The following is a 9,924-nucleotide window of genomic DNA, read 5'->3' as shown; positions in this document are numbered from 1 at the left end:
GTTTCTATTGAATAAGACATTATTTTCATAGAAAAAACACCTCCGTATGATTCATTCTAAATGAATTCAACGAAAGTGTTTTTATTTTATTCCCACTAATTGGGGTCAGTTCATCATTTAGGTGGGTTTTATATTAGTATCATCATGTAATAATTTATAATTTAAGGTGTAATATAGGATAGTCTTTACTATGTTCATCGGTTTGTGATTCTTTATATTTTTTAAATCCATTTTTGATATAAAAATTTACTGCGTTATGATTATCTTTATAGACATCGACGTATTGAACTTTATTTTCTTGAATATGATATTGAAGTATTTTTGTACCGTATCCTTTTTTAAAATATTTAGGATCTATAAATAACATATCTAAGTTTTGTTCGTTTGTACTTGAAATACCAATTGGTTCATCATTTTCAAACCATAAATAGACTTCGACACGTTTAAAATACTTTGGAATTTCAGATTTAAATTCCAATCTATCTTTTTCTTTTAAAAAATCATGGGTTGCAGTAACAGAGCTTTCCCATATTTCTAATGCTTTTTGATAATCTTTTTCCAGAAGTGCTATTTTTGAAAGATTCATATTTTCCCCCTAGTCTTAATTTAATATTTACGACTAGTTTTTAAATTTTATTTAACTCTATGTCTGTGTCTGTTTGAAGCTGCAATATACCAATAGGTTTTCTATTTATATAACGCTTATATTAAAGCACATATTATATAACGATTGCTATTTAGTCAATATTTACTTATACAGTCTTTCAATTTGTTTGCTCATAAATATAATACTCCATTTGTATATATACTACTAAAACAGCCATACATTAACATGTGTGGTTATTTTAGTAGTATCAAGGCTAGAACAAACGCTTTTTTACTTCTTAAGTTATTATTTTTTACCTTATTGCACATTAGACTTCAATTTTGATTTATTACCACGCTAATATATAAACAATTATATATTAGGAGATGTTTCTATAAATTGAGAAATAAATTTATATCTTTTTTAGTCTTAATACTATTAATTACATTTATCTCTTCCCCAATTTCAGCGCTCGGAAATGAATATGAAGATGTTGATTCGATTGGAACTTTAGACGAAAGTATAAATCAAGCCGAACAGGAAAATTCACCAGATTATGTTCCTGCAAATCCGACACAACACTATGAAAATCGAAATGCGATAGTTAGGTTCATTATTAAACATGGGATGAAGGCGTATAAAAGTATAAAATATGCTCCAAAATACCCAACAGGATTTAAACCAGTTCAAAATGGAACAAAACATTCCACTGTAAACAATAAACCGTTGCTCAAAGATTTGCGGAAAATCGAATCTGGTAGATGGGTTAAAGTATACAAAAATGGCTATGTAAAAGGAAAAAAGGTTTCTGTTCATTACTTTCAAAGTAAATCTGGCTATGTATTTGATGTAAAAACTAAAAATAGATGGAGTCAATTTTAATGATTGCGTTTGAAAACAAATTAGAAATTGAAAAATTTTCACTCATAACGATATATGGATTATTTAAGCAAGTAAATCTAGGGTTAATTAGTATAGATGATGCGGAGTGTATATTCTTTACACCTTATATCATGGAAGAATTAGAAAATTACAATGTTCGACAAGAAATCATAGATTTAGTACATGAAGGTACAGAATTAGAAAATTTTGAAACTTTTAATATTTCTGTCGAAATAGAAACGGATCGATTAATCAAACAAACCGAAGCATTATTATTACAATATAAGAATATTGAATTTACAGAAAAAATGTTGACTGAATTTATTATAATGAAAAAAAATCCACCGGAATAATACTTTGAATTTAAGGGTAGATCGAATTAACGGACTTTGAAAAGTGAATTACTTATCTTCTTTGTTGTTTCGCTTTCGGTCTAGGACAATGATGTGCCACAATCTAAGTTGTTTTAAAAGCTTCTGGTGATTTGTATGTTAATAAAATCACTAGAGCTTTTATTATTTCATCTACTTTAACACTCCCTTTTCACGAGTGTTGGTAATGTGTATCTAAACCTTATATATACAATAATAATATAAAATATGCTCCAAAATACCCATCAGGATTTAAACCAGTTCAAAATGGAACCAAACATACTACTGTAAACAATAAACCGTTGCTTAGAGATTTGCGGAAAATCGAATCTGGTAGATGAGTTAAAGTATACAAAATGGCTATGTATTTGATGTAAAAACTAAAAATAGATGGAGTCGATTCTAATGATTGCATTTGAAAACAAATTAGAAATTGAAAAATTTTCACTAATAACAATATATGGTTTATTTAAGCAAGTAAATCTAGGATTAATAAGTATAGAAAATGCTGAACGCATGTTTTTCAGCCCATATATTATGGGAGAGCTTAAAAAATACAATGTTCGACAAGATATCATCGACTTAGTACATGAAGGTACAGAATTAGAAAACTTCGAAGCTTTTAACATTTCTGTCGAAAAAGAAACGGATCGACTTATCAAACAAACCGAAAAATTATTGCTCAAATATAAAAATGTTGAATTTACAGAAGAGAAGTTGACTGAATTTATTATAAAGAAAGAAATTTCACCTGAATAATACATTGAATTTAAGGGCACACTACTGTGCCCTATATATTTTACTTAATACATAACTTCAATAATAATGTTTTCTTTCTATATCATAATACAAGTTCCATCATAATCCCATCAGTTGTTTTTATGAATCCATTTTTTTCATAAAATTTTGACGATAGTTCTCCACCTGTAATTAAGAAAATAGTATTTATATTTTCCCGTTTCATTGCATCGGAGACATAGCTTATTAATTGTTTCCCAATACCCAATTTTTGTTGGGAAGGTATTACATTGAATTCATCTATACAAATTTTTTTAAACCACTAAAATAATAATCAATTCTACCTAGACACATAGCTATTATTTTCCCCTTTTCTTCAACAACGTATCCTCTTGAGTTAAACCCACTCATTGTTGCTTCAATTCTAAGTAATGCTTCATTTTCAGTCCATTTATTATTCCATGGCGGACCAGCATATGCTGCGACTAAATTTTTAGCACAATCATTATAATCAACCGCATGAATTTTTCTAATGTTCATAGTTATACCTCCATTTCTCTATAGCCAACAAATTACTCTAATTCAAATCTATAATTCACAGAATATTCTAACATAAATGCATATAAATAATATCTGCTATATAGAAAAATGAGTAACCTAAATTTATCCAAATATACCTGCTTATTAAAAATATGATTATTTTATCTCCACAATATCTTTCAAACCCAATTTAACTATTGCATTTTCTTCATATCAAATATAAATTTTGTGACTATGAATCAAATTTGTAAATATAAGTCTCGTATTTTTAATATAGGGTTTACTAAATGACTCATTGATTAATTAATGAGTCATTTAACTTTTGTAATAGGTCACTTTTCCAATTGTTTCAAAATCAAAGTTCTTCATCATGTAAATTCATAAAATATATATGATTATCTGTCCATTCTCCAAATTCATATATAAAGCCTTTTCTAGTACATTCAAACTCAAATCCTAGTTTTTTTAACAAATTTGAGGAAGGTTTATTATCTAAATTCACATGTGCTTCAAGCCTATGAAACCCTAATTCTTTATTAGCAATTTCCAAAACTTTTAACATCGATTCGTAGGCAAAACCATTGTTCCAAAATTGATTATGTATATAAAAACCACATTCACCCCATTGAAAGTTTTCACGCTCAATAGTAACTATATCAATCATTCCTAGATGCTTCCCTTTTTTATTGAAAATAGAAAAAATATACATCTCATCGTTTTCAAATAATTTTCTATGATTGTCCACGAAATTATTAAACCACTTTTTATTTCTATCAGTTAAATCTATTTTGCCTTTATCATGTCTATACTTTGGCTCTTCCCTTTCAGAAAAACTTAAAAGCCAAGAATCATAATCCGAAAAGTCTAATGGTCTTATAATCAAACGATCAGTGCTAAAATTATAATCTTGAAAATTCAATAAATCTCCTCCATTTTTATAATTTAATTTCACTCTATTTCAATTTCTTTATTGACGTTAAGATCAGAATAATTTACTTACACAATATCATAATAAATAAGGCAAGCACATAAGTCTTTACCCTTAATCAATCTGATACACTTCCATTTTTGTTACTTAAAATAAATCACTACGATGATTAGTTGTGAAAACCTGATTTTGATTAAATCACAAATTAGCAACTTTTTGTGTATTTTAATAGTACAATTATTTAAGAACAAAAATACAGATACGAATTATAACTTTTGTTTTTTGGATGAAATTTTAGAAGATGTTAAAAAGCGCTTGGAACTTTATTACACTTATCATATAAGGTGTTTTATTTTTTACTTTGAAATCATCTGCTGATTCATTTGTTTCTCAATATGGTTTAAAGGTAAAAGTTAAAAATTTGTTTATTGACGGTTATCTTAAATACATTATCCTAAGAATTCCTTATAATTTCTATTTTTATTGTGCTTATATTACTAACCTTAATATATCTATCACTTTCTTTTAAATAAAAGTAATGATGTTTTTTAATCGCTTTTTCAAAACGTTTTAAAGCTATACTTTCATCTATTTTCCAAACATTTTCTACATACTCACGAAAAATATTACCGTCATTCATTTCTATTATAAAAACAAAAATTTCCTTCAATTACACTCACCCCATGTAAACATTATAGTTACGATTATCCAATTAACCACTTCTCAACGCAACAAAGACGCTCTCACAGAACGAAAAACACTCCACTTATTAAAGTGAGTTATTTTCCACGTTGTAATGGTTGTCACCATTTTTATAATACACCTGTGCGAACTTACTAAACCTCATTTGTACATAAACACTACCGAATAACTTTCAATTCAATTCGATTGTTAAGTCATACTTTTAGCTGTGACTAATAGTTATATTGTGATAATACCTGTTACCTAATTTTAGGACGATAGTGTAAGACATACCATATAATTGCGCATATAACGTTCTAATATAGGAAAATCCACATTGTTTAAATTTCCAATTATACAATTAGCTCCTCACGTTCGTTATTTAATGATTTTTTAACTTCTACTACAAAGTTTTGAAATGTGACTTCGTTCTCTTTTTCATGCTGCTTATTACGCTCTAATCGCTTATGATGAAGTACTTCTTGTAACTTATCAATCGTCTTAAATGGCTTGTTACTGCCATTAGATTTAAAGTATCTCATTCCTTAAACTAATTTCCTAAAAGAGATACTAGCGAAGTTTCCACCTTGACTATTTATAGAAAAACTATTATTTGTCATTGCTTTCCTTATTTAAAATCAAAAAAGCTCTCAACCTTGACGGTTGAGAGCTATGTAGTGGAGACGGCGGGAGTTGATTAAAGCGATTATCTATACATTTAAAAATCGCTATAAGTATTGTCAAATCAACGTTTACATTGCCTTAGTGGTGTAGTGTAAAATGTTAAAATTGCAAAAACAACATAAATCTGTGGCAACATATACGTATTCATTCCCGTATGCGTGAGATACCTATTTTTTGTTAGGTTTGAAATGCAATTCACATGATTTACAGTATAATGAATGCCCAAATTTGATAAACAAAAATATGAAGAATAGTATAACAAGAGTTAGAAAAATAAAAGCCATTATAGAACTAATTGGATCTTTCACAAATCCTCCAGAAGTTACCATTCCAAATGCACACATCATAGTAAATATTATACCAATTAAAACTAAACACCCTAAACATCCACTAGTTCGTTCAACAACAGCGCCCGAACCACATCTTGGACAACGACGCCAACCACTCATTATGTATCACTCCTAATTCTATACTCTCAAACTATATATAATAATTAGTGTTATAGTATCATTGTTTATAATACAGTAGTACATTAATGTAATATTAATTCATTGATCCGTTTGGATTTTACGACTTCATTTAGTCCCAAAATCATCCTCACACCTTGATACACAAATATACAAAAAACAATGGTACTTATAAATCTCTTGAAGGGTTTCATTGTTTTATTATCTGTTAGATGATCATTAAAACTTTCAAGTTTATTTTCTAATTTATATTTCTTTAAAAATTCAACAAACTTTACTTTATCTCTACTGTTAAATTGGTATTTACTTAAATAAACCTTTGTTATTGAACTTTTATTATCTTCAAATATCTTTTCTATGTATGGCTTGTCCACATCAGATAATGAAAACCCCCAAAAAAATAATTCTTTAATCTTACTTTTTTGTAATTTTTCATAAAAACGTTTATTATTCTGAATAATATTTTTTGTATCTTTTTTGGTGTTTAAACCAAAAAAGTTAATTTTTTCATTGTCCTTACCCGGCGATTCAACTTCTTTTATAAAATTCTCACCATGTCCATAATGATACTGTTTATTACATTTGTTTTTAAGTACATGAATATGATTTATATTTTTATTACACACACTAATTCTATAGTTTTTCTGAAGTGTCTTTGTATAATTAAAATTCAAAAAAAGATCGTCATTTTTAAATAGCCTTGTTCGTCTAGTTGAATTTTCATCAATACTATTAATCCATTGAGTAAACAAAGATTGTAAATCTCTTAGAATATTTTCTTGTAACATATCATTACAAAATGAAGTTTCTTTACAATACTCCTCGCTTTCATTAAGTGATCCTATATAAGCTAAAATAGTTTCAAAAAGATTCCACTCACTAGAATCATAATCTTTTAGTATATTCGCTTCATCATTATATGATCTTTCTGCCGAATTTAAAATAGTATAAATTATACTTAGTTTTTTTTTCTCTTTCTTTTTACTTTTATTAATACGATTTTCGATATACTTTTTAAATTCCTCAAAACTAGTACTCAAATTATGTGCAATATCGAACCCATTACCTATTACAAAAAGCCTTGTCATTTATTCACCATCTCTTTTTACTTTTAATTATGTATGTATCTTAATGAGAAAGCAATGAGTAATATAAGAATTAGTACGGTCTGACATTCACTCTGTGCTGCATCGAGAAATCAATTTACGTATAGTTGTTCGCTTGATGTTCTACAAGTGCTTTGATTTCGAACGAATGATAAGTATAGTATTACTTAATATTTTTAATCATAACTTTTTGTTATCACTATTATTTTTTAAGTGTAGTACAATTAAGTTAACAAATTATTTTTAAAGGAGAGTATTAAATGAAAAAAGTCTTATTTTTATTATTAGCAAGTTTTTTAGTTTTGGCTGCATGCGGAAACAAAGAAGAAAGTAAATCAGAAGATAAGAAAGAAACCAAGTCATCATCAAAAGATGATAAGAAGAAAGATGAAAATAAGAAATCAAATGATGGTAAAATGGTATCTAAGGATAAGAAAACTGATAAAGAAGATAACTCTGATAACGATAGTCAAACTACTAGCAATGACAGTCAATCACAAAATAACGTTGACCAACAAGCTAACGCAGATAATCAAAATCAAACTACTAGCAATACACAACAAGCTAATACAGATCAACAGGAGCAACAAAATCAACAAATGAATACTGACCAACAAAAAGACAATGCTAACACGCAACAAGCACAACAAGACAATCAACAAGCTAACGGTTATGATCCTAATAACCCATATATGAACATGCCTGACCAAGAATGGCGTAAAAACACTGGTGATGGTCTTTCATCTGGCGAAAAGCAAACTATGTATGCAATTGAAAATAATCAATATGAAGTTGAAGACGCAGAGCAAAAACTAGCAGCATTAAAATATTATCAAAATAAATATAGTCAATAATATTTACGATTACATTACTATAATATATCTTTTATTAAACGAACCCACCTATTCATTTAGGTGGGCTTTATTTATAATAGTAGATTGTTTTAAATAAGTGACTTCATATAAATCGGCTAATTTCTTGATAAAATCAATTAATACTTTTTCTGTTATAATATGATTTTCAAAATCTGTCTTTAGTTTTTTAAATAACTGCTTTTCTTGTTCAGTACTTATTTTTTTAAAATATCCCCACATATGGCAATAAGCATTTATTATTGATCCTTTAGAAGGTTGCTTATTTAGAGCATATTGAATTTTTTGTTGAATTATTTCAATTTCAACATCATTATTCATCAAAAATCTAATATCATTATAAGCGTTTTGATCATGCCATAAAACTTCGTATTTATATCTACTCCACAGTTTTTCTTTTTGAAATTGTTTGCTAATGTTATATACCTTCTTTCAATGTTCTATTTAATAAAAAGGAACTATTTTACTAGCTTTAATAATATCTTTAGTAAAGAAAAATTGTTTGCCCTGTCCTGTGTATGAAGGGTTGAGTATCATATTTGCTTTGGCGTTATATAACCATTCGGGATGTATTCCTGAATTCAAAATATCCTGGAATTCTTGGAAATCTTTATTCCAGTCTAAATTTGGTTCCATTTATAATCACCTCATGAACATAATAGAACAAACATTCGTATATGTAAATAAAAAAAATAGCCGTATCAATTAAGATACGGTTTAATGTTCTCCACCAAGTTGACTATTTTATTATAACAAAAAACACCCACCAGTTGGTGAGTGTTAAATAAATACTTTACATTCTAAAATGAACAATTAAAAATTAAGATTCAGCTAAATTATTAAAAAAGCTAGTTTTAAATCCTTTTGATGTTATAAGAGATTTTAAATTTGGAAATGAAGTCAACCAAGATTTATCTACTTCTTTTTTAGTAATAACCTCTTCTTCTTTACTTTTATTATATGAATAAGTTGATTCTCCAAAATATTGAATTTGAGCTTGATGATCTTTAATCATACCTATAAACATGGTAACTACCGTAGGATAATGGGTTGTAGCCATTTTCAATGATGTTTTAGCAAGTTGCTTATTATTTTTTAAATTTTTAATACAAGCATATAAAGATAAGTAGACTAAAATGATTGGTAAAATAAATGATACTTTTATGGTCACTCTATCCCCAAAATCTTCACTGATAATTAACGTCGTTAAGACAAAAGACAAATAACTTGCGCCTAAAATTATAATGAACAATATTGATAAACCAGTTATAAATATCATTTATTTTTCCCCCTTTTATCCTTATTGCTTGTATTACCAACAAATTCACGATATGTTTTTTTGTGTTCATTTTGAACATTAGCTTGAAATTTCAATCTTTCTTTTTGTTTTTCTACTGTACTTTCTTCTATAACAACTAATGCGATATGCTCATTAATATTATATCTTAAATTGTGATAAGAAATCAAAGAAAACAATATGTTTACAAAAATGCTAACATACAATATGTAATCTATGAATGCTTTAGTAAAATAATACGCATCACCTTTATCATACATGTACCACATTATAATAATAATTAATGGTATGGATAAAATCACAAAAATTATTTTATAAGTTTTTATTATATATTTTATAACCAAGTTTTCATTTAATATTCCTAATGATTCAATGTAGCTAGGAAATGTGAAAAGCAAAATAGATAAAATGACTAATTGTTTCTCGTCAGAATAAATTGTAGCAAAGACTGTTGCTGTAGTTGAAAGAAAAGCATAAATAAGTTTGTTTTTGGCAGAATTTTTATTTTTTTCTTCAGCAAATTTTAATTTATCTTCATTGAAATTTATAGATAATTCTTTATTTTCCATAAAACGTTCCTCTCAAAAATCCATTAAACAATATTATATACCTTTTAATAACTATTGTACACATTGATTTTATATAAATAACCACCCAGTGACATGTGTGGGTGGTTATTACGGTCAGATACTTTATGCTAAACGCAATAAAGTCCTCCGATGTGAATTTTTGATGAGCGCTATGGCTCTTGTAATTATATTATATCATAAAT

At 27.4% G+C, this 9,924-nt stretch carries 16 protein-coding genes; 5 read left to right on the top strand and 11 right to left on the bottom strand.

What is annotated here, in order from left to right; translation table 11 throughout:
* Positions 1 to 154 precede the first annotated feature (154 nt).
* Entirely contained in the window at positions 155 to 586 is a 432-nt protein-coding gene (locus JVU85_RS05510; protein WP_107374021.1) for a GNAT family N-acetyltransferase, read from the bottom strand.
* A 399-nt stretch (positions 587 to 985) separates the two neighbouring features.
* Between JVU85_RS05510 and JVU85_RS05505 the strand changes: the two genes are divergently transcribed.
* The 3 genes from JVU85_RS05505 to JVU85_RS05495 all read left to right on the top strand — a co-directional run bounded on the left by JVU85_RS05505 (position 986) and on the right by JVU85_RS05495 (position 2,598).
* Positions 986 to 1,468 (top strand): hypothetical protein, encoded by a 483-nt coding sequence (locus tag JVU85_RS05505; RefSeq protein WP_204172131.1) that lies wholly within the window; start codon positions 986 to 988, stop codon positions 1,466 to 1,468.
* Positions 1,468 to 1,821, top strand: coding sequence for a DUF3969 family protein (locus JVU85_RS05500; protein WP_002510519.1), 354 nt, complete (start codon positions 1,468 to 1,470; stop codon positions 1,819 to 1,821). The genes JVU85_RS05505 and JVU85_RS05500 overlap by 1 nt, the downstream gene beginning before the upstream one ends.
* Positions 1,822 to 2,244: 423 nt before the next feature.
* Positions 2,245 to 2,598, top strand: a complete 354-nt coding sequence (locus JVU85_RS05495) for a DUF3969 family protein (protein WP_204172130.1) — start codon at positions 2,245 to 2,247, stop codon at positions 2,596 to 2,598.
* An 82-nt stretch (positions 2,599 to 2,680) separates the two neighbouring features.
* Here the strand turns inward: JVU85_RS05495 and JVU85_RS13940 are convergent, their stop codons facing one another.
* The 5 genes from JVU85_RS13940 to JVU85_RS05475 all read right to left on the bottom strand — a co-directional run bounded on the left by JVU85_RS13940 (position 2,681) and on the right by JVU85_RS05475 (position 5,268).
* Positions 2,681 to 2,845 carry a GNAT family N-acetyltransferase gene (locus JVU85_RS13940; RefSeq protein ID WP_239441168.1) on the bottom strand — a complete coding sequence of 55 codons (165 nt, stop codon included), beginning with the start codon at positions 2,843 to 2,845 and terminating at the stop codon, positions 2,681 to 2,683.
* A gap of 32 nt (positions 2,846 to 2,877) precedes the next feature.
* Entirely contained in the window at positions 2,878 to 3,117 is a 240-nt protein-coding gene (locus tag JVU85_RS13935) for a hypothetical protein (RefSeq protein ID WP_239441167.1), read from the bottom strand.
* Positions 3,118 to 3,472: 355 nt separating this feature from the next.
* Positions 3,473 to 4,036 (bottom strand): GNAT family N-acetyltransferase, encoded by a 564-nt coding sequence (locus tag JVU85_RS05485; protein WP_204172129.1) that lies wholly within the window; start codon positions 4,034 to 4,036, stop codon positions 3,473 to 3,475.
* Positions 4,037 to 4,499: 463 nt separating this feature from the next.
* Positions 4,500 to 4,715 (bottom strand): hypothetical protein, encoded by a 216-nt coding sequence (locus JVU85_RS05480; RefSeq protein ID WP_021459120.1) that lies wholly within the window; start codon positions 4,713 to 4,715, stop codon positions 4,500 to 4,502.
* Between the two features lie 364 nt (positions 4,716 to 5,079).
* The gene (locus JVU85_RS05475) at positions 5,080 to 5,268 is read right to left on the bottom strand and encodes a hypothetical protein (RefSeq protein WP_021459121.1); all 189 of its coding nucleotides are present in this window, start codon (positions 5,266 to 5,268) and stop codon (positions 5,080 to 5,082) included.
* Between the two features lie 385 nt (positions 5,269 to 5,653).
* Here JVU85_RS05475 and JVU85_RS05470 point away from each other — a divergent pair, with 385 nt between their 5' ends.
* A complete protein-coding gene (locus tag JVU85_RS05470) occupies positions 5,654 to 5,875 on the top strand; it encodes a hypothetical protein (RefSeq protein WP_204172128.1) in 222 nt (73 codons plus the stop codon).
* 67 nt (positions 5,876 to 5,942) lie between these two features.
* Here the strand turns inward: JVU85_RS05470 and JVU85_RS05465 are convergent, their stop codons facing one another.
* The gene (locus JVU85_RS05465) at positions 5,943 to 6,965 is read right to left on the bottom strand and encodes an AbiH family protein (protein ID WP_204172127.1); all 1,023 of its coding nucleotides are present in this window, start codon (positions 6,963 to 6,965) and stop codon (positions 5,943 to 5,945) included.
* 278 nt (positions 6,966 to 7,243) lie between these two features.
* On the opposite strand from JVU85_RS05465, the gene JVU85_RS05460 reads away from it, so the two are divergent.
* Positions 7,244 to 7,837 carry a hypothetical protein gene (locus JVU85_RS05460; RefSeq protein WP_204172126.1) on the top strand — a complete coding sequence of 198 codons (594 nt, stop codon included), beginning with the start codon at positions 7,244 to 7,246 and terminating at the stop codon, positions 7,835 to 7,837.
* A 48-nt stretch (positions 7,838 to 7,885) separates the two neighbouring features.
* Here the strand turns inward: JVU85_RS05460 and JVU85_RS05455 are convergent, their stop codons facing one another.
* The 4 genes from JVU85_RS05455 to JVU85_RS05440 all read right to left on the bottom strand — a co-directional run bounded on the left by JVU85_RS05455 (position 7,886) and on the right by JVU85_RS05440 (position 9,721).
* Positions 7,886 to 8,245: a YbgA family protein gene (locus JVU85_RS05455; RefSeq protein ID WP_206170642.1), complete on the bottom strand. Its 360-nt coding sequence runs from the start codon at positions 8,243 to 8,245 to the stop codon at positions 7,886 to 7,888.
* Between the two features lie 54 nt (positions 8,246 to 8,299).
* Entirely contained in the window at positions 8,300 to 8,491 is a 192-nt protein-coding gene (locus JVU85_RS05450) for a hypothetical protein (protein WP_015900763.1), read from the bottom strand.
* 184 nt (positions 8,492 to 8,675) lie between these two features.
* Positions 8,676 to 9,134 carry a hypothetical protein gene (locus tag JVU85_RS05445; RefSeq protein WP_112380525.1) on the bottom strand — a complete coding sequence of 153 codons (459 nt, stop codon included), beginning with the start codon at positions 9,132 to 9,134 and terminating at the stop codon, positions 8,676 to 8,678.
* Complete coding sequence (locus JVU85_RS05440) at positions 9,131 to 9,721, bottom strand: hypothetical protein (protein ID WP_204172125.1); 591 nt, start codon at positions 9,719 to 9,721, stop codon at positions 9,131 to 9,133. The genes JVU85_RS05445 and JVU85_RS05440 overlap by 4 nt, the downstream gene beginning before the upstream one ends.
* Positions 9,722 to 9,924: the final 203 nt, after the last annotated feature.

Origin of the sequence: Staphylococcus sp. GDY8P72P, assembly GCF_016890655.1 — a bacterium.
Lineage (GTDB): Bacteria > Bacillota > Bacilli > Staphylococcales > Staphylococcaceae > Staphylococcus > Staphylococcus arlettae.
The sequence above is the reverse complement of the archived record's forward strand: the minus strand, read 5'-3'. Positions and strand labels throughout refer to the sequence as shown.